This window comes from Paenibacillus sp. MAHUQ-45 (assembly GCF_058133325.1).
In genome coordinates, this window is the sequence record NZ_JBYUPV010000001.1 from 373660 (window position 1) to 393290 (window position 19631).

A 19631-nucleotide genomic window follows, 5' to 3' on the forward strand; every position below is an offset into this window, starting at 1 on the left:
CCTCTGTTGACGCATGATTGGTGCGGATACAGGGGTCTTTTTGCGTAAATGCATGGCTTTAGCGTTTTTAGTACGTGTTATGAGCCAGACTCATGAAAGTGTTTATGCATGAGAAAAGGTGTGGAAAAGATGATTTTCATCTGCCCTGAGTATATTTCTCATTTGAATCGTTAGAGGGGCGAATACAGATTTGCTGCCGGGTGCAGCGAAGAGAGGGAGGATGAGGATTTGCGAGCTAGACCACTGTTAAGCTTTACCGTATGTTGGGTGATCGGCAGTACTGCGGCCTATTTATATTCCGGGAGCAGATTGCTTCTTGTCGGAGCGGGATTATTGTTGCTGCTCGCGGCGCTCGCCTGTACGGGGAGGCTGGGTCTGAAATATATCGCAGTATTGGCAGCAGCCTTGATTCTGTCGGGTGGTTACTGGGAATGGAATGAAGTTCATCATTTCAGTAGACTCCCCGGCGCCCTTCAGTTGCAACCCACAGAGACGAAAGAGGTTGAAGTGAAGGCAGAGGGAGTTATAGTTTCTCCGGTGAATCAGGACGGGGATCGTGCAGATTTTACAATGAAAATATCGGAGATTACTCGCAGCGAGGAGTTAGGAGGACAGGCAGGGGGCGGCTTCGGAAGTGGTCCTGACCACACTGGTGTACAACGCAGCGAGAAGTCTTCTGGCGGCACAGGGGCAGGAGAACAGATTGCTGTGCAGGTGAAATTGCAGGCAGAATCGGAGATAGAGATAGCTGCTGCGTGGAAGCGGGGCGACCTTGTAAAGCTGACAGGTGTGCTGGAGCAGCCCCAGGAAGCCCGGAACTTTGGCGGTTTTGACTACAGAGCTTACCTCCAGACCCGGGACATCTATTGGTTGCTGAAAGTAACGGGAGCAGAGACTGTGGAGACAGCACCGCCAGGGTCTTGGAGACTGTCCACGGTGTTACGCTGGAATGATGGAGCACGGTCAGCGCTTGGGGCTGAACTGGATCAGTTATTTCAAAAGCTGCATGCAGGGTATATGAAGGGTCTTATTATCGGGATGCAGGATGACCTCGATCCAGAGACGTTTCGGCAGTTCTCCCAGCTGGGGCTGACACATATCCTGGCGATTTCAGGAATGCATGTGGCGGTGTACGTGGGGGCAATTCTTTTTCTCCTAAAACGCTTCCGCCTGACCCGGGAGACGACCTTAACTATCACGTTCATGCTTGTACCTGTATATGTGCTTTTGTCAGGGGCGGGACCTTCGGTGATTCGCGCCGGACTGATGAGTATGATCGCTTTGGCCGCTGCGCGTGCAGGGATTCTGAAAGACGGTCTGAACATTCTATGCGCTTCTGCGCTCGTCATGCTGATTTGGAATCCCTATATGTTGGTGAATGTCAGTTTCCAATTGTCGTTCCTGGTGACGGCCGGGCTGATGATTTATATACCGCTGGTTGATGTTTTGCTGAGGAGACTGCCTCAATGGCTCAGGAGTGCTGTATCGGTGACTCTCGTCGCGCAGCTCATTTCTTTTCCATTAACAATCTTCTATTTTAACCAATTCTCACTGATGTCCTTTGTTGCCAATCTTGTACTGGTGCCTTTGATAACCCTTGTTGTTCTGCCGCTAGGGGCGCTCGCTTTAATGCTGGGGCGACTCTGGGGGGATGCGGCAAGGTTGTTGGCAACTGTTACAGAACTGCTGAATAATGTCACGTTTGGATTGGTAGAATGGATCAACGGATTTTCGGGAGGGGTGATGATCTGGCGTTCACCTTCTCTACTATGGATCTGTGCATATTACGTCCTACTCTTCGCACTGCTGTACTTCGCCAAACTGCGGATCGAAGCGAGGGACAGTGCAAGGCAATATGCAGAGGACGAGACAAGACCCTTAGAAGAATCAATGGGATCTGAAAGATTCCGGGACGTACGTGGAATTAAGGAACTGTCAACGATGTACACTGGATGGAGGTCACCAGCACTACGCTGGAGTGGGGTAATACTGTTTGCAATGTTTGCAGGATTCAGTTTGCTATTGTATCAGGGCTATCTACCGGATAAGCTTCCAGGTGGCGGCAGCATCAGTTATCTTGACATTGGGCAGGGCGATAGCAGTCTGATCACCACCCCGGGCGGGTCTCACATTCTGGTCGACGGCGGCGGAACGGTCAATTTTGGCAAAAAAGAAGAGTGGCGTATCCGTCGCAATCCGTTCGAGGTAGGAGCTAAGGTGCTGGTCCCGCTCCTTAAAAAACGCGGCATTCACCGCTTGGATGCCATCATTCTGACCCATGCCGATCAGGATCACGCCGGAGGGTTACAGGCTGTGCTGGAGAATATTCCGGTCTCTGCCTTCTTATTCAACGGGACTATGGCTGACCAGGAGTCATATAAGAAGCTGATGCGGACCGCACTGGAAGCCAGTGTCCAGCTGTATGCTGTGCATCAGGGGATGGAACTTGCTCCGGACAAGGCTACTCGCTTATTTTTCCTGTGGCCGCCGCCGTTAGAGGGGGAAGAGGGGCATCTTCCTGAGACGGACAACCAGAATCATGCCTCCGTAGTCTTTCGCCTGAATATGTATGAGCGGAATTTCCTGTTCACAGGGGATATGGATATAGCTGCGGAAGAAGAGATTGTCGCCCAGGGGAACGCATTAGGTTTTCACACTGGACCACAGGTCGATGTACTGAAAGCGGCGCATCATGGTAGCAAGACTTCAACGGGAGAGGATTGGCTGCAATTCTGGCAGCCAGTAGCTACAGTCATCTCGGCGGGCGTTAACAACATGTACGGGCATCCAGCACCAGTGGTAATGGAGCGTCTGGCCGACAGCGGTACAACGGTGTACCGTACAGATCGGCAGGGGGAAATTCAGATGAAGGTTACGAAGGATGAGATCAAGGTGCGGCATAAGCTGGATGTGGGGGAATGAGGGATGAGATTGAATATCTATTTTTGTCATATTAATTCCTTTTAATTATATTATTCGACTTTTTTTGCTATGAAGGCTATTGGTTTTTTTCCGAAAAAGACAATATAAGTTTTGGACTCGAAAGGGGGAGAATATATGAAAAATGTAAAAACTATAGTTTCAATATGCGTAGGGTTGATAGCTGGCTATGTCATACCCTTTTCACTTTTGTTGTTTGGCTATTCATTAATGGGGGATTTCACAATTGGTGATCCAGATGGTTATTTGTATTTAGTAATCCTAGTATTAAGTTTAGCAATTTTTATTTTTACTGTAGCTCGATTGAAAGTATACGGTTATTGTTTTCTTGCGCTTTTTCTAGGGATTTGTATTTTTGTTACGTTTAGTTTTACCTCGTCTTAGTAGAAGGGAACGTTGATATGAAAAACAAAATATTTCCTTCAATTTTAGTTTTTATTTTAATAATTAATCTTTTTGAGGGGAATATATAGGCGGCTCCTAAACCTTAGGTGACAATCTGGATTCAAGTAATAAGTCTCAAACTGCAGGGTCATTATCTGAAGATTGAGTAAGTGAGACAACTTGGGTACGAACGGACTGTATCGCCGCTATTTGTGATGATTCGTGTTTTGAAATATGAAGCGGACTCAGGTGACGTTATTTACAGTAAAGCAGGAGATTTGGACAAGTTATTACATTGATAGGGTTACTGGAGTCCGTTATGTGCCTAAACAGTCGAATATATAGGGAATAAGGTCACTGGTGTCCGTTACTAGATAGAGGTAAGCGCTGTTTAAATATAGATTGTAAAAAATACTAATATTTCAGATTTATGCGATGATTTCCGATAATTATATTTATATAGGGGCGTTGTCATTCAGCTGAAAGGGTGTTCTACATAGAAAAGTATATGAAAGTAATTATTTCTATTGGTATGAGTCTTTTATCTGGATTCTTCAGCTGGTATGGATTGGTAGGGTACCTTTTAAATACCGGAGGGACTTTTATCGCAAGTAACGAAAAAGCTATGGCACTATACATTGGTGTATTAGTGGTTAGTTTGCTGGGATTCATTTTAACATTACTATTATCTAAAATGTATTTGTATTGTACTTCTTCGTTTGTATTTTCTTTAGTGCTAGTCCTAATGTATGTTTCTTTTTAAAAACATAAATAGTTATTTTTCTCTTTTATTAATGAAATGAAAATAAAAAATCTAATTATCACAAGTGGTAGAAGCGCTGCTGCATTCGGCTTATATTTCACGATGGGCTGAAGATTGTAATAGAAATATTAACGCCAAGATTAAAGGAGACGAACCAATGGACAAGACAAGGTCAAAGCTCATAATGGATCTGCAAAGAATCGAGGAGGAGCATTATCAGTTTCGTGAAAATGAGCAAATACAGGATTTCATTACATTGATGCTGCAATATATTGGTGATCCTATGTCCGAGCTACGGGATGGACTTATTTATCCGACCTTTTATGAATGGATAGAGGTTCAAAAGCGGTTCACGGCAGAGGAACTCAGCGAAATGCTAATGACTCTGACCGATAAAGAGCATCTATTTTACTGTATTGGCAGCGACGAAGACCCTAGTGTATTTACAAGAACCTTCACTGTGCTAGTTATTGCCCTAATCGTTCGTCGCCACAGACAGCAGCCTTTGCTGGAAGCAGGGGAATTTGCGAATTTGAAGCATGCGCTGCTCCGTTATTATCGTGAAGAAAAGGATCTACGTGGGTATTTGGCCGAAGGTGGCTGGGCCCATAGCGCGGCTCACGGTGCGGATACCCTGGTAGAGTTGGTTCAGTGTCCGGAAAGCGATAGTGCGTTGCTTTATGAGGTTCTCGATGCCATTCATGGAATGCTTTATAACGGAAAACAAAGCTTTAATGAGGAAGATGACGAACGAATGGTCAGCATCGTGGATGTCATGCTAGAAAGAGAGCTGCTTCCAAGGCAAGATATCTCTGACTGGATCAATACCCTGACACAATGCGTCGATTGGCCGAGAAGTCGTAAACAGATGATTGCCCGGGTGAACAGCAAGAATTTTTTGCGCAGCTTGTACCACAGGAGAGATGAGAATAGTCGGGGAAAGGATTTTACCGCGTCGCTGCTTGCCGCTGAAGCTAAACTGAATAAATACCGACAGAAGATGCTGATGTAGTGATGGGTTATATCGGGCAGAAAATGAGCGCCATTCTAGGGTTATAGTTGAACAGGCTAGAGAGTATTGGGAGGAAACTGTAAATAATGAACTGCCTGAGCTCCTCGTTTAATGGAAAGAAAGAGATCGTTGAAATTATTGAAGATTTCTCTGTTTAATTAAAAGTTCTATAGCCTCCGGGGAACTTTTCAGGTATGTTGTAATCATGAAATATTAGCTTAAAACCGTAGACGAGCTGCTAGGGGAGAAGTTACTAGGTGGTAAGCTGAGGGCGTACCATCTGTACCCAAAGGGACGGTTTTTCATCTAGCACATATATTTATGCTCTATCTTGAATGCGGTTTCATGTCTTGAATTACTTAACTTTCGATTGGAGGAAGGACATGTGAACTTTTCAAAATTAAAGGCGTATTTGGACTCATTCTACAAAGAGAAGAATGTCCCCGGCTTGGGGTTTGCAATGTATCACAAGCATCAGCCGGTATTTGAGCATTATGCCGGGTTTTCAGACGTAGAGAATGGAGTGCGGTTTGGACAGGACACGATCTTCCGGTTATACTCCGCGACGAAGGTAATCACATGTACGGCGCTTCTGCAATTATATGAGGAAGGGAAGTTCCGGTTGGATGATCCATTGTCCGCCTATATCCCGGAGTACAAGCATATGACCGTGCGGCATACACTCAAGGATGGATCGGAAGAGCTGCGGCCTGCACAGCAACCTATCACCATCGAGCATCTGTTCAGTATGACAGCCGGTATCGATCAACGAGATACGAAGGAAACGATGCGTGTTGTTGAAGAGTCGAACGGGGAAGGCAAAACGCTGGATGTGATTAAGGCGTTAGCTAGCGAACCGCTCATTTTCGAACCGGGTTCACGTTTCAAATACGGTTCTTGTCATGAAGTGCTTGGAGCCCTGATTGAAGTGCTGTCTGGACAAACATTTGGGGCTTATCTGAAGGAGAATATTTTTGATCCGCTTGGGATGAAGGACACTTCTTTCCAGTTGAAGGATGAGAATCGCTTCTCCAAGCTGTACAATCACTTCAATGGGCAGAACCATACGCACGAGAGCATAGGAGAACATTTTGTGCTGCAGCCAGGCACTGCTTATGAGAACGGTGGCGGGGGGTTATATTCGACCGTTCCGGATTATATTTTGTTTGCTGAGGCGCTATGTAATTATGGTCTGGCAACGAACGGCGAGCGGATTTTGCGTAAAGAGACTGTTAACAAGATGAGAACAAGACGTCTGAACCCACAGGCACAGCAGGATTTTGCCCAGTTTGGCGGCGTAAGTAAAAGCGGATATAGCTACGGCCTTGGCGTACGAACATTGGTCGATCGGGAAGATAACAACTCCCTTAGCTTTAACGGAGAGTTTGGATGGGATGGCGCCCGCGGTTGTTATGTTGTTATAGATCCGGAGGCCGAGATAGCAATGTTCTACGCACAGCAAGAGAGTGGCACTCCGTGGTTCCGTTGGCATGGCACCATTCGCAACTACGCTTATGCCAGCGTGTGGGAAGATTAAGTTTGCTATATAGGCAAGAAGCGGGAGGAGAGCTGATCAGGGCCTTATTCCGCTTCTTGTTGATTGATGTATATCTCCAAAGAGTTCATTTACCCCGTTGTATCATCCTCTGTTCATCCGCCAGCCTATATAAGTAGCAGTTTAATGCTTCCAGTCTACTGCTTCTAGTCCGCTGAAGCTAATAGAAGCTTAGCCCACAATAATGATAATGGTTTGTGCATACGCAAGCGCTCATCCCCCAGCATTTTCAAACCGACTATGATTACAAAAAAAGGTTCGGCTCATCATCGTCATCAGTGCATGGTTAATGAACCTGGTTAAATCTGCTTAAGAGCGCACTCCCTTGAGCAGGTTATAGCGTATTTATGCCATCGAACGGACCGTATAGCCGTTATTTTCCATAAGAATTTATTCTGGGACATGTAGCGGACTCAGATGACGTTATTTCCTACGGAGTAGCGATATTTTAACAGTATTTCTGCCGATAAGGTCACGGGAGTCCGTTAGCTTCTTAAATGGCCGAATTATAGGCAATAAGGTCGCTGGAGTCCGTTAGTTTCTTAGATGGCTGAATTATAGGCAATAAGGTCGCTGAAGTCCGTTAGCTTATTAAAATGGCTGAATTAGGAAATAAGGTCGCTGAAGTCCGTTAGCTTCTTAGATGGCCGAATTATAGGCAATAAGGTTTCTGGAGTCCGTTAGCTTCTTAACCGGCGTAAAATCGCTGGAGCCAGGGCCAGCTCCCTGACGAAGCAGGCATTGATTTTGAGATACGCTCAAAATTTCAACCCAATCTAAAATACCTAGCGGTAACCCGCATATTTACCATCGAAGCTGTTTCATCGGCGACAATGGGTATTTACTCATTCCTTTTTGTGCGTTATATTATACAAATAAATAATATAATGAACGAAACTGTGGAGGAGGAGAAGGTCATTCATCCGAACAACATAAATATCAGCATAAGCAAGAATGTGTCCAGAATACGCAAGGAACGTAAGCTGAGTCTGGATCAGACTGCGGAACTAACTGGGGTAAGCAAGGCGATGCTTGGTCAAATCGAGCGAGGCGAGACGAATCCTACGGTAACTACGCTGTGGAAAATTGCCAATGGACTGCATGTGTCCTTTTCGTCTCTGATTAAGGAAGAAGCACCGCTTGTAACAGTCGTATCCAAAAAAAATGCGATTACAGAAGATGACGGAAATTATCGGGTTCACTCTTTATTTCCCTTCGACTCCAAGAAGCAGTTCGAAATTTATAGTATTGAGCTTGAGCCGGGCTGTTCCCATGAATCAGAGGCTCATTACGACGGAGTTGAGGAGTATGTGCTGGTCTCTGAGGGGGTATTGGAGCTTATCATTGAGCGGGAGCAGTACATCATCGAGCCGGAGATGTCGGTCATGTTTCAGGCGAATAGACCACATACCTACCGGAATGTGGGGACGTCGACGGTCAAGTTTTTTAATATTATTCATTATCCTAACTAGGATATGCGGTACGTAAGAAAGAGAGGTGAGAGCATGAGGGAGAATGTTCAATTACAAGGCACTGGAATAGAGTTAACCGAATCGGAGGACAGCTTTCTCCAAGGGGTTAAGGATTGCATCCCCACCTTACTAGGGTACTTAAGCATCGGCTTCGCTGCTGGTGTGATCGGTCATACATCAGGTCTGAGCATGGCTGAGATTACGCTTATGTCAATCTTAATTTATGCAGGATCGGCACAATTTATCGTGGCTGGAATGATCGCAACCCAAGGCTCGACTGCTGCAATCATTTTAACTGTATTTATCGTAAATCTTCGCCATCTTCTATTGAGTGCTGCGGTGGCTCCGTATTTTCGTCAGCTTACCCCGTTTAAAAATATGCTGATTGGAGCTTTGCTTACGGACGAAAGCTTCGGGGTTGCGATGAACAAGGTGACGGATCGGCAGCACCTCAGTGAACGATGGATGCATGGGCTAAATGTTACGGCGTACATCAACTGGATAATCGCTACATTAGCTGGTGCGTACCTGGGCCAGTGGATTGCGAATCCCGAGAAGCTCGGGCTTGATTTTGCCTTGTCTGCGATGTTCATCGGTCTACTGGTTCTTCAATTGGTAAGTCGCAGAAAGCTACTTAAAGATATGATCGTTGTGCTGTGCACAGTCGCGAGCGTAATCGGTGCAAGTTATGTATTATCACCTAGCATGGCTGTAATTGTTGCTACGGTTATAGCAGCTACGATAGGAATGGTGATCGACAAGTGGAAATAAGATGGCATGTATTTATTATCATCGTAGGAGCTTCTTTAGTAACGCTTATTCCAAGAGTGTTGCCGATTATGGTGCTTAGCCGTAAGGCTTTGCCGGAATGGTTGATGCGCTGGTTGAGTTATATCCCTGTAGCCGTTATGGCGGCTCTTGTAGCACAAGAGCTCTTAATATCGGACGGGAAGCTAGCATCTCTATCAAATAACGTGGAGTTATGGGCGGCGTTGCCTACTTTTTTGACAGCCATTTTCACCAAAAGCTTATTAGGGACGGTTGGGGTTGGCATAATAACGGTTATGGTTCTGCGGTTCCTAGTTTAGTGATCTGCATACATAACACTAAACTATAAAATAGTTCAAACGCAATACAATGGGCATTCACGCCTGTTGTATTTTTTCTTTTTAGAGGGGATATGGACCCCATGGTAAAAGAGAAAGTGCAAATATTAACGGCGAACAAAGAGCAGAATGATATTCTTATAGTATATTTTTATGAGAACAGGGAACTTTTTGCATCCTGGGAAGTCTTATTGGGCAAGAGGTGAGATACATAATGCAAAGTAATGATATGGGGTATATGGCCAAAGCTAGCTATGCTCCAGCTGTGACTTTGAGGGAAATGATGGAGGAATACGGTTCGGATGTGTGGAACTATGCGTTCTTTCTGACCCGCAGCCGCGAACAAGCGAATGATATCAGTCAGGAGGTTTTTCTGAAGGCGTACCGAAGCATCGGGAAATTCCGGGGGGACTCTTCGCTCAAGACATGGCTGCTGACGATTACTAGAAATACGGCTTTCAGCTATGGCAAAAGCAACTTTTGGCGCAGATTCATCACACTGGATACGAAGCAGCATTCACCGGGCGAAGTCCGCTCTGCAGAGCAGGAGGCGCTCGGCAATGCGTATGCTAACCGAATTTGGGAAATCATCATGGCACTCCCGAAGAAGAACAGGGAAGTGTTGGCACTCGATATCCAGCATGGATTATCTATTGCTGAGATGGCGAAGCTGCTGGGAGTAGCTGAAGGAACCGTCAAGTCACGTCTGGCGCGAGCCCGGGATAAAGTTCGGATTGCCATTAAGGAGGAGGAGCGGGAATGAAGAACAAAGCGGACAGAGAAAATGTGAGAATTGATGATACGAACTGGTACAGTGTTGCTGGAAAGAACCCCTTGCGCGAACAGGGCTTCACACCGGAACTTATGCTACGAATCGAACAGGCGGCAGTACATCGTCATCCCCGGTATTCTATTAAATTCAAGTTAGGGAAAAGAAGGGTCTTGACCGGGTTGGCTGCTGCTTTATTGATTATCCTTCTAGTGTGGCCTAATAGCGGGCTGCGACAGGGAGACTTGAATTCGGAATCCACCATAAAGACTCAGTCAGCTGCTGCGTCACAACCCTTCCCTTCTCCTGGAGCAACAAAGTATTTGCCTACCTTTAGTTCGGCTGACTTTGAATTTAACGGAAAATACTATTTTATGACGCTTCCTCTTGATCGGGACAAGAACGCTTCCTATGCGGCTGATACCTCGGAAGGGATTCTATGGTCACCGGCTCCACCTATGAAGAAGAACCAAACAACAAAGCTTCTGTATCCCACGGAGCCATACACATTATATTTAAGCTCCAAGGAACAGACGGAGTTGTCGCCTTATTCAGCTCGCAAAGTCTATACCTTCCCGTTATATGCCGGAGGGGCTCAGGTCTATAACTTTTTGATTGGTATCTATGGTTTTGGCGAGCATGTATTTCTGGCGACTGGCGCACAGAATGCAAATGAACGGACAGCCTACCCACTAAAGGTATCTATACTGAATATGAAACAAGTGGCGTCCGGAGAAGCTGTTAAACCACAGGAATTCTTGACATTGGATACTTCATTGAACGATCAAAACAAGTCATTTCTCGCCTTTGACCAACAACATGAAAGGATTCTAATTGTGGATATGGCTATCGAGCAGAATGGGAATAATAAAGACAAGGTTAGGCTTTATGACTTGAGGTCTCAAACTATGCGCGAATTGGATACCGCCATCGAGATGGATAAGGAAAGCTCCGATGCAATAGCGCATTATAAATTAGATGGAGTGCAACGGACAGCGGAAATCTTCATGAAAATTGGCTGGCAATGGTATGCGAATGAGGCTAAGCATTAAGCCGGCCTGTAGAAAAAATCCTGAGAAAAAGCTATACTTTTCCTTAAAGTGTTTTCTTTAGAGAAGAAGTGGAGCGGAAGAAATGAAGAAATTAACGATTGATGATGTGGCCCGGCAGGCGGGAGTTTCGAAGAGTACCGTCTCCCAATTTCTAAATCAGCGTTTTAAATATATGAGTGAAGCCACTAAAAACCGGATTGCTGCGGTCATTGAGGAGCTGAACTACCAGCCGAACGGGTTGGCCCGCAGTCTGAAGCAGAACCGGACGCATATGGTCGGCATTATTGTGGCCAATATTGATTATACACTGTCCATTCACTGCATTCGGGCGATCGAAAGCGAGCTTCAGCAGCATGGCATACAGGTGATCATTTGCAATGCGGACGAAGATGCTGACAAAGAAGCGAAGTATGTGGAGACACTGCTTGCGCGCCAGGTGGATGGACTGATTATTTTCCCAGCAGGACAGGATGGATCAGCCTATGCTCGTCTTGTGGAAGAACCCTTCCCGCTTGTCTTTATGGATCGGCTAGTAGAAGGGATGTCTACCCAGAGCTTGCTGCTCGACAATGAAATGGCTGTGAAGCTCGGGGTCAGCGAACTGGCTCGTCATGGCCACGAACGGATTGCTCTGCTGACGCTTCCGCTGGGTGAGCATTCCATCACGCCCCGCAAGGAGCGACTGAGCGGTTACAAGCGAGCAATGGAGGAAGCTGGACTGGAGCTGCGGGAGGAGTACATTGTCAGCGCTGCCCGTGAAAATATCTCTGCTGAGCTGGAACGTCTCGCAGCGCTGTCTCAGCCGCCAACAGCCGTGCTCGCCGCCAATGATATCGTGCTGGCTGAGATTCTGAAATATGCCAACCGTCAGTCTGTTTCCATCCCGGACCAGCTTTCGGTTATCGGTATTGATGATGCTGAATTTGCTCATATCTACAATCCGGTTATTACGACGATTTCCCAGCCCGCTTACGAGATGGGCGTACAGGCTGCCCGGATCATGCTGTCCTGTATAGAGGATAAGGGGGCCAACGTGCCGATTACCTACCGTTTTGTTCCGTCCTTGGAGCAAGGGCAGTCGGTTAAGACACTGTGAATTGTACGAAACCTCTATAGCTTCATAGATAAAGCAAGCCCTTGTTGCCAGTTACATTGGTTCGGGGGCTTGCTTTATTTTATAATTATCGGGTTGGTTCACCAGGGTTTAGCGTTTATTGAGTTATCTTCTAAAAAAATTCGATTGTGTAACGACATGTAGTTCTGAGCTAGCGGATCTTAGTCTACACACTCTGCCGCATAAATTGCTCCAGCCTCTCACGGCTCGGAAGTCCGTCCATGTCCCCGGGGGAAATCACGGCTAGTGCTCCGATAGCATTGCCTCGCTTCACAGCTTCAGAGGTTGGTAGTTTTTCCAGCAGCCCACTTATTACACCAACGGCAAACCCATCCCCCGCACCGACTGTATCGACCACCTTATCCACTTTGAAGCCCTGCACGTACCCTTCTTCTTGTGCCGACTTAAAATAGGCGCCTTCCGGTCCCAGCTTAATGACGACGAGTGAGACATTGCGCGCTAGATAGAAATCGGCAATCTCTTCGGGTGTGTTCAGCCCTGTAAGGATGCGGCCCTCGTTCAGCCCTGGCAGGAACCAGTGGCAGCGCGTGGCAAGATCGTTAATAGTGCTAACCATCGTTTCTGTGTCCCGCCACAGTGCCGGGCGCAGATTGGGATCGAGGGACACGGTTTTGCCTTTGCTTTTCATAAAATCCATAACGTGTACAGAGAATTCGCGGCAGCTCTGGGACAAAGCAGCTGAAATGCTGGTGGCATGCAGATGGTCAGCAGCGGTGAAGTAAGACTCATCAAAGTCAGCCAGACTTAGCCTGGACGCGGCGGAACCCTTACGGAAATATTCGACTTTGGGATCGCCGGTGATAACCTTGGACTTGATTAGCATTCCTGTGGAGTGTTCCTTGGTAACTGAGATATGGCTCGTATCTATATTCTCTTTGTTTAACGCATCAGCTATAAAAGTCCCAAAGTTATCTTGACCAAGCTTGGTCACATAACCGGTGGGATGTTCCAGGCGGGACAGGCCGATAGCGACATTGCTTTCTGCCCCGGCAAGGCCTTTGGAGAACGAAAATACTTCGTGCAGTGGCCCGGTCTCATTGGCATAGAACATAGCCATCGGCTCGCCGAAAGTAACGGCATGTAAATGTTTAATCATGTATTAATCCTCCTCAGGGGAAGTGGTAAGTCCTTACGACGAAGAATGATAAATTGAAATTATCATATAAATCGGTTTTGTACAATGACTCATTATGTGTAGTCGAATGTTTTAAAAAAGAATTAGTATTAAGGGATTATGAAAATCCTTTATTTATAAGGTTATTAGCTAATTTAAAAAGTGTAGTTCTAGTTTATTTTGAAAAAAATCATTGACTGTTAGTGGTATTGTTATTACTATTTCATTAACGAATTCGGAAGAATATTAGTAAATTTAATAAAAAAAGTTTATCTAAATAATTATGTGAGGGAGGGGAGTTCGAAATGAAGAAGATAAAGGTATTGCAGAATATGGCGTCCGTTGGTGTGGTGGCGGTGATTCGGGGAGATCATCCGGAGGGTGCTTACAAAATGTCGGCAGCCTGCATTGAGGGCGGTCTGAACAATATTGAAGTAACTTTCACTACGCCTTCCGCAGATGTTGTTATCAAGAGGCTGGCTGAGGAGTATGGTGACCGTGCGGTGATTGGTGCTGGAACGGTGTTGGACCCGCTGACGGCGAGAATTGCGATATTGGCAGGCGCGGAGTTTGTGGTCAGCCCCTCTTTTGAAGAGGAAACGGCGAAAATGTGCAATCTTTACAGCATTCCTTATATGCCTGGCTGTATGACGCTGAACGAGATGAAGGAGGCACTGAAGCTTGGTGCGGATGTACTCAAGCTGTTCCCGGGCAGTGCCTTCGGTCCGGACTATATCAAGGCAGTCAAAGGACCGATGCCTTATGTGAACATCATGCCGACGGGCGGGGTGGATCTGAACAATATGGACAAATGGATTAACGGCGGCAGCCTCGCTGTCGGTATCGGGGGCAATCTGACGGCTCCGGCAAAGGAAGGGCGCTACGATCTCGTCACGGAACTGGCGGCCCAATATGTAGCCAAATTCAAGGAGATCAAGGGCGCGTGAACTCTTTCTAAAGATACGTATAACAAGGAGAATTTATCAATAATAAGGCTGGCGGACCGGGTGGCGGTGCGGCGGCCTTTTTCAATGTTGTCACTTTTGTCCAAGCGATGGGTGCGGAGTGGCAGTTGGTGTCATTTTTGTAATCAATTTATTGAAAAGAGTATTTGAATGACGGACGCTTCCCCTGTATGCTTAGTAAGGATTATTAGATTGTACCGAAAAGTAGTAAGGAAATGCCGGATATGGCATGACGAGGAAAATAAAGTTTGGTATTCTAAAAATAACGATTACAGAGATGCAACATATTCGCAGTCTTGCGCGTCAGTAAGATTGCATAGAGAGGGGGAACCTTCGTGGTGGAGCAGGGACTCATCAGAGCCGCTCAAGCGGGCGATCGCGACGCTCTAATCACCCTATTGCGAGAAATAGAAGGGACTGTGTACAAGACAGCCTTTTACATTTTGCATAATGAACAGGATGCGCTGGATGCGTCTCAGGAGGCTTTGATCCGGGTGTATACCAAAATTGGTTCCTACGAGGAAAAAGCCCAGTTCAAAACATGGGTACAGCGTATCGTGACCAATATATGCATTGACAAGTTCAGGAGAACCAAGCCTACGGTGTCTATTGATGAGCACGAAATGGTGTTTCAGGATAAGCATAACGTAGAGCGGGAAGTGTTGTCGGGCTATTTGGCCCAGGATATACGTGAGGCGATTGACCAGCTCCCGGAGCATCACCGGACGGTCATCGTACTGCGATATTTGCAGGATTTTTCTTACAACGAGATTGCAGACTGTTTGGACTTACCTCTGAATACGGTGAAATCCTATCTGTTCAGAGCGAGGCAGCAGCTGCAAAATAGACTCCAAGAGTATCAGAAAGGTGGTGTATCGGGATGAATTGCGCGGAGGTGATGGAATGGATGCACCGCTATTTGGATCATGATCTTAGTCAGGATGAGATATTAGAGATGTTCCGTCATATCGACAATTGTCCTTCCTGCGCGGAAGTTTTTGACTCATTATCCACGCTGTCCAAGTCACTCGAGCAGATGCCAGATGTGAAGCCTCCTTTCAGTCTGGTGGATTCTATTCTGCCGCAGCTAGATGAACTGGATCGTGGACTTCATCAGCCAAGCGCCATCAAGGCCGAGAATCAACCACAAGATGAACAGGTGGTAGTGCCGTTCTCACGCAAAGTCTCCCATAAGAAGCCCGCAAGGAACTATTCCATGGCGAAACGGACAGGCATTGGGGCGGCAGCCGCTGCAGTTATATTGGGTATTGCAATATTCTATGCGCCACCAAAAATGCCTAGTGCTGAGGTGGATCAGTTATTGAATCAGAGCGCTGCAAATAAGGCTTCAAACAATGACGCGGCCGGTGGCGCTTCTTCCGAATCCTCATTTAAAACTGCAGAAGCGGAGAAAGCTGAAGGGGATGATAATGGAACGAATTCCGGTGAGAGTATCAGTTCCTTTGGTGCCACGGATGTCACTGCTCAGGATGGAGGCGGTACCGCTGATCCTTCACAGGATGCTGCTCCATCCGCTACGCAAAGTGCTGCACCAGAAGAGGTCTCCAGGACTGCTCCAGTCAAGACCAAGGAGCCGGTCAAACCGGAAAAACCCAAGAAGAGCAGTCGTGTCACTACACCATCCCCGAAGGCTACTGTTCCGGCAGATGAGCTTAAGGTGCAGAAGGATTTGAAGAATGACACGGAGAGCCTTGACCGGGGATTGCAAGATCCAGTGAATTCAGCAGGGGGAGGTGCACCGTCTCCGGGCGAAGCTGAGGACGCTGCGATGGGGTGGCTACCGCCGGGCTCGGCGTTGAATGCAGCGATATCACAGACGTCATGGACTTCCCCGGATGGACTTCACAAAGCGGAATTAGCCGGGCAGCAATTGGTTATCTATAATCTGGCTGTGGATGGGTCAGGCGGTGAGCAGGCGGTGACTTCTCTTCCGCTGGAAGGAACATGGGTGTCCGGAGGGTGGTCGCCAGATGGCAAGGAATTCACCTATGTGACTTCACAACAGGGGGCGAACGTAACCAAGACTTTCACTGTGGAGTCTGCTGGTAGCTCCGCTGCCCCTTCGGCTTCGCCTACTCCGCAGCCGTCGGTAACGCCTACGGGGAATTAAATATACAAATTGATTCCGGGGTGTCACTATTTTACCGGCACAGGAATATACTATGGCAAGAGAGAAGATGGAACCGGAAATTGCAGGTTCGCAGAACATCGGTATGACCGTCGGTTGTGAGGTTTCTAGGGCCTTGCATACCGTCGTTTATATAGATGCGCCGCTGAAACGGAGGGACTTTGGCACAGGCTGCCGGGGTTCCTCCGTTTTTGCGTTTAGTTAATATATGGGGCTCTAAGCTAGCGGCGGTCTTTTCATTCGTTAAAACTATTGATTTTGAGATTGAGCCTTATTTTGAAACGATTTTTTTGTTACAATAAAGCTTCGGGAAAGTTCAAGGGAATGAACGCCAGATGAATGAAGAAAAGGAAGTGGCAAGATGGATGCCAAAGCGGCGGCCAAAGAGATCAAACAGGGGAAAATTTCACCGCTGTATGTGTTGTACGGCAGTGAAAAGTTCCGGATGAATGAATTTGCGGCCATGCTGGAAGATCAATTGATTGCGAAGGAGGACCGTGATTTCGCGGTTATCCCTTTTGATCTGTCCGAAACGCCGGTGCAGGCGGTGGTGGAAGAGGCGGAGACGGTACCCTTTATGGTACCGCGCAAACTGCTTCTGGTACGGGACGCCTCGTTGTTCACTGCGGGCAAAGAGAATGCAAAACTGGAGCACAAGGTAGATCTGTTGAATGACTATCTACAGCATCCTGTAGACTATAGTGTGATTGTATTTATGGTTAACAGCGATAAACTCGACGAGCGCAAAAAAATCGTCAAGGCCGTGAAGTCCTCCGGAACGGTGCTGGCCTTCAATCCCCTGGGAGCAGAGGAATTGCTCCGGTGGGTAGAGAAGGGCATCAAGGATCGCGGCTGCGCGGTGGCGCCAGGGACGGCTGAAGCGCTGATCGCCAATGCCGGGACAGGACTGCAGGGTCTGACTGGGGAGATGGACAAGCTCTGCTTGTTCGCGGGTCAGGGCGGGATTGTAGACACGGCGGCTGTAGAGAGTCTCGTCCACCGCGGCACGGAACAGAACGTGTTCACACTGGTGGAGGATATTGCGAACCTGCGACTCGACAAGGCGCTGAATACATTATACGAACTGCTTAAGCAGCGGGAGGAGCCCATTAAGATTGCAGCGCTGATCGCCCGGCAGTTCCGAATGATTTTACAAGTAAAGGATTTATCGGCGCTCAGCTATTCACAGGGACAGATTGCTTCGCAGCTTGGCCTGCATCCTTATGCCGTGAAGATCGCTGGTGAGCAGGCACGCAAGTTCGGTACCGACCGGCTGCGCCAGATCTTGAGCGCCCTCGCTGATCTCGATTACCAAATGAAGACGGGGGCCGTCGATAAGGTGCTGGGACTTGAGATGTTCATGTTGAAGCTGGGTGCCTAAGTGGTAGGTGTGTGTCCGGACCTGAAAAAGCCTGTCCAGTCCTGTTGTTACAGGGCGGACAGGCTTTTTGGATATGGCGGAATGAGGTAATGAGAATACAAAAAAACCTAACCGTATGTAGCATAGCGGTCAGGTTCTTCAATGCTCAATATGAAAGTCGTTCTTAGGCTTGAGCCTTAAGAGCGTTCAATTTCTTCGCCAAGCGGGATTTTTTGCGGGCAGCCGCATTTTTATGAACCAGACCTTTAGTAACGGCCTTGTCCAGCTTTTGAGAAGCAGCTTGGAAAGCAGTTTGAGCATTTTCAACTTCCGTGCCAGTCAGAGCTACATCAGCAGCTTTCACGGCTGTACGAAGCGCGGACTTTTGGGAAGCGTTCAGTGCACGGCGTTTTTCGATCGTTTTTACACGTTTAACCGCGGATTTAATATTTGGCATTGCATTCACCTCCTGTAAGACATTCGAAATCATCAAATGATTCACAACTTAAAATAGTTTAGCATGCTCCATACTAAAATGCAACATATAAAAGCTTTGAAATTAAAGGATGACCTCTGCATAAACGTTGGCTTACACTCGCACACTACCGATAAACGAGCATAGGAGGCTGATATAACAATGGAACTGGATCTGCAGCTGTATTCGGTGCGCACGGATTTGGCGCTTGAAGCGAGGGAAATGGCCCAAGGGCCGAAGAAATCGCCGATCCCCGGTGTGAACGAGGAGGTCGAAGAATCGGACGGTATTACAATCACCAGGCTTGGTGTAGCGACTCCTGCCGGATCGCAGGCAATTGGGCGCGCTGTCGGCAATTATGTGACACTGGAAGTGCCGGGTCTGCGCGGCGGGGATACAGGTCTGCAGCAAAAAGTGGCCGAAGCCTTTGCCCGTGAATTTGAGAGCTTTATGAATCGGATCGGCATTGGCAAAGATTCCTCTGCCCTCATTGTCGGCTTGGGGAACTGGAATGTGACGCCGGACTCACTGGGTCCGCTGGTGGTCGAGAACGCGCTTGTCACACGCCAGTTCTATGAATTGGTCCCGGATCAGGTGTCTCCCGGCTACCGAAAGGTTAGCGCGATTGCCCCGGGTGTACTGGGTTTGACGGGGATTGAATCCAGTGAGGTGGTCCAGGGCATTGTGGATCGCACGAAGCCGGATGTTATTATCGCGATCGACGCGCTGGCCTCCCGTTCTCTGGAGCGAATTAATACCACCATTCAGATTGCTGACATTGGTATCCATCCCGGTTCCGGGATTGGCAATAAACGGCGTGGTCTGACCCGGGAAGTGTTGGGTGTTCCCTGCATTGCCATCGGCGTTCCCACCGTTTGCTATGCGTCAACGATTGTCAACAACGTGCTGGAAATGATGAAAAGTCATTTCGGTCAGGGTGCCCATACTAAGGAAATTATGGGGATGCTCGACGATATCTCAGAACAGGAACGGCTTGCGCTGGTGAAGGAAGTGCTTGAACCGCTCGGCCATGATCTGATTGTTACGCCCAAAGAAATAGATGAGTTCATTGAAGATATCGCCAATATTGTAGCGACCGGATTGAATGCGGCGCTGCATGAGGCAGTAGATCCTAGTAATGTGGGTGCTTACACCCACTAAAGCCAATGCGCTGAAGGCTGTTCCCGGATTTTAATTGCTGTATAAAGCCTAAAGTATAATTTGAACCTGAGGCACAAGGAGGTTAGACTTTTTAGTTCATACGATATAACGGCATTTTCGCACCTTATTTTTCTTTAATACAGGCAAATGAGGTAAATAAGGGCATTATTGTATCTTATTTTCCGAAAAAGTATTGCTCGATGGGCATTTTGGAAAATT

The 19631-nt window shown here is 47.4% G+C and carries 17 protein-coding genes and 1 pseudogene; 16 read left to right on the forward strand and 2 right to left on the reverse strand.

Going from position 1 to position 19631, the window contains the following annotated elements:
• The first annotated feature begins 228 nt into the window (after positions 1-228).
• From AC3Y23_RS01630 to AC3Y23_RS01680, 11 genes and pseudogenes are all read left to right on the forward strand, one after another.
• Positions 229-2922 (forward strand): ComEC/Rec2 family competence protein, encoded by a 2694-nt coding sequence (locus AC3Y23_RS01630; RefSeq protein ID WP_379194950.1) that lies wholly within the window; start codon positions 229-231, stop codon positions 2920-2922.
• Between the two features lie 135 nt (positions 2923-3057).
• Positions 3058-3324 (forward strand): hypothetical protein, encoded by a 267-nt coding sequence (locus AC3Y23_RS01635; RefSeq protein ID WP_379194952.1) that lies wholly within the window; start codon positions 3058-3060, stop codon positions 3322-3324.
• 920 nt (positions 3325-4244) lie between these two features.
• A complete protein-coding gene (locus AC3Y23_RS01640; protein WP_379194954.1) occupies positions 4245-5099 on the forward strand; it encodes a DUF2785 domain-containing protein in 855 nt (284 codons plus the stop codon).
• 46 nt (positions 5100-5145) lie between these two features.
• A pseudogene (locus tag AC3Y23_RS01645) lies at positions 5146-5257 on the forward strand (DUF2441 domain-containing protein); the annotation flags it as partial.
• Positions 5258-5484: 227 nt separating this feature from the next.
• The gene (locus AC3Y23_RS01650) at positions 5485-6636 is read left to right on the forward strand and encodes a serine hydrolase domain-containing protein (protein ID WP_379194956.1); all 1152 of its coding nucleotides are present in this window, start codon (positions 5485-5487) and stop codon (positions 6634-6636) included.
• Between the two features lie 905 nt (positions 6637-7541).
• Positions 7542-8126 carry a helix-turn-helix domain-containing protein gene (locus AC3Y23_RS01655; protein ID WP_379194958.1) on the forward strand — a complete coding sequence of 195 codons (585 nt, stop codon included), beginning with the start codon at positions 7542-7544 and terminating at the stop codon, positions 8124-8126.
• A 33-nt stretch (positions 8127-8159) separates the two neighbouring features.
• On the forward strand, positions 8160-8897 hold the full coding sequence (locus AC3Y23_RS01660) for an AzlC family ABC transporter permease (RefSeq protein ID WP_379194960.1): 738 nt from the start codon (positions 8160-8162) through the stop codon (positions 8895-8897).
• Complete coding sequence (locus AC3Y23_RS01665; protein ID WP_379194962.1) at positions 8888-9214, forward strand: AzlD domain-containing protein; 327 nt, start codon at positions 8888-8890, stop codon at positions 9212-9214. Before AC3Y23_RS01660 ends, AC3Y23_RS01665 begins: the two co-directional genes overlap by 10 nt.
• A gap of 232 nt (positions 9215-9446) precedes the next feature.
• Positions 9447-9995 carry an RNA polymerase sigma factor gene (locus AC3Y23_RS01670; protein WP_379194964.1) on the forward strand — a complete coding sequence of 183 codons (549 nt, stop codon included), beginning with the start codon at positions 9447-9449 and terminating at the stop codon, positions 9993-9995.
• Complete coding sequence (locus tag AC3Y23_RS01675; protein ID WP_379194966.1) at positions 9992-11053, forward strand: hypothetical protein; 1062 nt, start codon at positions 9992-9994, stop codon at positions 11051-11053. The genes AC3Y23_RS01670 and AC3Y23_RS01675 overlap by 4 nt, the downstream gene beginning before the upstream one ends.
• A gap of 82 nt (positions 11054-11135) precedes the next feature.
• Positions 11136-12149, forward strand: a complete 1014-nt coding sequence (locus tag AC3Y23_RS01680; protein ID WP_379194968.1) for a LacI family DNA-binding transcriptional regulator — start codon at positions 11136-11138, stop codon at positions 12147-12149.
• Positions 12150-12333: 184 nt separating this feature from the next.
• On the opposite strand, the gene AC3Y23_RS01685 is transcribed toward AC3Y23_RS01680, so the two are convergent.
• On the reverse strand, positions 12334-13284 hold the full coding sequence (locus tag AC3Y23_RS01685) for a sugar kinase (protein ID WP_379194970.1): 951 nt from the start codon (positions 13282-13284) through the stop codon (positions 12334-12336).
• Between the two features lie 323 nt (positions 13285-13607).
• On the opposite strand from AC3Y23_RS01685, the gene AC3Y23_RS01690 reads away from it, so the two are divergent.
• The 4 genes from AC3Y23_RS01690 (at position 13608) to holA (ending at position 17797) form a co-directional block, all read left to right on the forward strand.
• Positions 13608-14249 carry a bifunctional 2-keto-4-hydroxyglutarate aldolase/2-keto-3-deoxy-6-phosphogluconate aldolase gene (locus AC3Y23_RS01690; RefSeq protein WP_379194972.1) on the forward strand — a complete coding sequence of 214 codons (642 nt, stop codon included), beginning with the start codon at positions 13608-13610 and terminating at the stop codon, positions 14247-14249.
• A gap of 353 nt (positions 14250-14602) precedes the next feature.
• Positions 14603-15151, forward strand: a complete 549-nt coding sequence (locus AC3Y23_RS01695; RefSeq protein WP_175372810.1) for an RNA polymerase sigma factor — start codon at positions 14603-14605, stop codon at positions 15149-15151.
• Complete coding sequence (locus AC3Y23_RS01700; protein ID WP_379194974.1) at positions 15148-16398, forward strand: anti-sigma factor family protein; 1251 nt, start codon at positions 15148-15150, stop codon at positions 16396-16398. Before AC3Y23_RS01695 ends, AC3Y23_RS01700 begins: the two co-directional genes overlap by 4 nt.
• A 379-nt stretch (positions 16399-16777) precedes the next feature.
• Complete coding sequence (gene holA / locus AC3Y23_RS01705) at positions 16778-17797, forward strand: DNA polymerase III subunit delta (protein WP_379194978.1); 1020 nt, start codon at positions 16778-16780, stop codon at positions 17795-17797.
• Positions 17798-17960: 163 nt separating this feature from the next.
• Here the strand turns inward: holA and rpsT are convergent, their stop codons facing one another.
• Entirely contained in the window at positions 17961-18233 is a 273-nt protein-coding gene (rpsT, locus tag AC3Y23_RS01710; RefSeq protein ID WP_066364350.1) for a 30S ribosomal protein S20, read from the reverse strand.
• 180 nt (positions 18234-18413) lie between these two features.
• Here rpsT and gpr point away from each other — a divergent pair, with 180 nt between their 5' ends.
• Positions 18414-19412: a GPR endopeptidase gene (gene gpr / locus AC3Y23_RS01715; protein ID WP_379194981.1), complete on the forward strand. Its 999-nt coding sequence runs from the start codon at positions 18414-18416 to the stop codon at positions 19410-19412.
• Positions 19413-19631 lie beyond the last annotated feature (219 nt).

Bases quoted from the DNA above. Each gene is read 5' to 3' on its own strand.
- AC3Y23_RS01660 (WP_379194960.1), top strand. From the start codon at position 8,160: ATGAGGGAGAATGTTCAATTACAAGGCACTGGAATAGAGTTAACCGAA.
- gpr (WP_379194981.1), top strand. From the start codon at position 18,414: ATGGAACTGGATCTGCAGCTGTATTCGGTGCGCACGGATTTGGCGCTT.
- AC3Y23_RS01640 (WP_379194954.1), top strand. From the start codon at position 4,245: ATGGACAAGACAAGGTCAAAGCTCATAATGGATCTGCAAAGAATCGAG.
- AC3Y23_RS01700 (WP_379194974.1), top strand. From the start codon at position 15,148: ATGAATTGCGCGGAGGTGATGGAATGGATGCACCGCTATTTGGATCAT.
- AC3Y23_RS01685 (WP_379194970.1), bottom strand. From the start codon at position 13,284: ATGATTAAACATTTACATGCCGTTACTTTCGGCGAGCCGATGGCTATG.
- AC3Y23_RS01690 (WP_379194972.1), top strand. From the start codon at position 13,608: ATGAAGAAGATAAAGGTATTGCAGAATATGGCGTCCGTTGGTGTGGTG.
- AC3Y23_RS01655 (WP_379194958.1), top strand. From the start codon at position 7,542: ATGAACGAAACTGTGGAGGAGGAGAAGGTCATTCATCCGAACAACATA.
- AC3Y23_RS01680 (WP_379194968.1), top strand. From the start codon at position 11,136: ATGAAGAAATTAACGATTGATGATGTGGCCCGGCAGGCGGGAGTTTCG.
- AC3Y23_RS01670 (WP_379194964.1), top strand. From the start codon at position 9,447: ATGCAAAGTAATGATATGGGGTATATGGCCAAAGCTAGCTATGCTCCA.
- AC3Y23_RS01675 (WP_379194966.1), top strand. From the start codon at position 9,992: ATGAAGAACAAAGCGGACAGAGAAAATGTGAGAATTGATGATACGAAC.
- rpsT (WP_066364350.1), bottom strand. From the start codon at position 18,233: ATGCCAAATATTAAATCCGCGGTTAAACGTGTAAAAACGATCGAAAAA.
- AC3Y23_RS01635 (WP_379194952.1), top strand. From the start codon at position 3,058: ATGAAAAATGTAAAAACTATAGTTTCAATATGCGTAGGGTTGATAGCT.
- holA (WP_379194978.1), top strand. From the start codon at position 16,778: ATGGATGCCAAAGCGGCGGCCAAAGAGATCAAACAGGGGAAAATTTCA.